The sequence below is a fragment of the Mesorhizobium sp. BHbdii genome (genome assembly GCF_053848045.1).
On the sequence record NZ_JBSPKX010000092.1, the window covers coordinates 1 to 578 of the forward strand.

The window sequence follows — 578 nt, forward strand, 5'->3', positions numbered from 1 at the left end:
CAGGCTTCGACAAAGGCCGGATCGAGCTTTATAGCCCTGGCATAATCATGCGCGGCATCCGCCGCGTGGCCGCCGGCGCGCAGGCAGTTGGCGCGGTTGAAGGCGGCGATGGCGTCGCTCGGGTCGATGGCGAGGCAGCGCTGGTAGAGTGCGGCAGCACCTTCGTGGTCGCCGCCCTCCTCCGCCGCTTCTGCCTCGGCGAGCAAATCTTCCAGCGTGTCGTCGCCACTGGCCGCGGCGCCCAGATCGAACAGCAATTTCCCGGCGAGCTCGCTCTGGCCGCCTTCGAGATAGATCGCGTCGGGGCGGCCGTGCTGCGAGCCGACATTGAGCGATTTGGCGGTGAGCGAGGCGACCGGGCCGGAGCGGTGCACGGAACGCGCGATCGCGCCCCAGGTCGCGCCGCCTGCCACCAGCCCGGCATATTTGCGCGCCAGGATCAGGTCGCGGAAGGAGTAGGGTTCGCAATCACGCTCGAAGGCATCGAACAGCGACAGCAGGTCAAGGTCGGCGCCCGACAGCCGCGACTGCTCGATCAGCGATTGCCTGGACAATGACGACGCCTCCGGCGCCTTCAT

General features: G+C 67.8%; 1 pseudogene. It reads right to left on the bottom strand.

The features are described 5' to 3' along the window. Window positions 1-578, bottom strand: a pseudogene (locus ACWTU8_RS32005) (tetratricopeptide repeat protein); the annotation flags it as partial.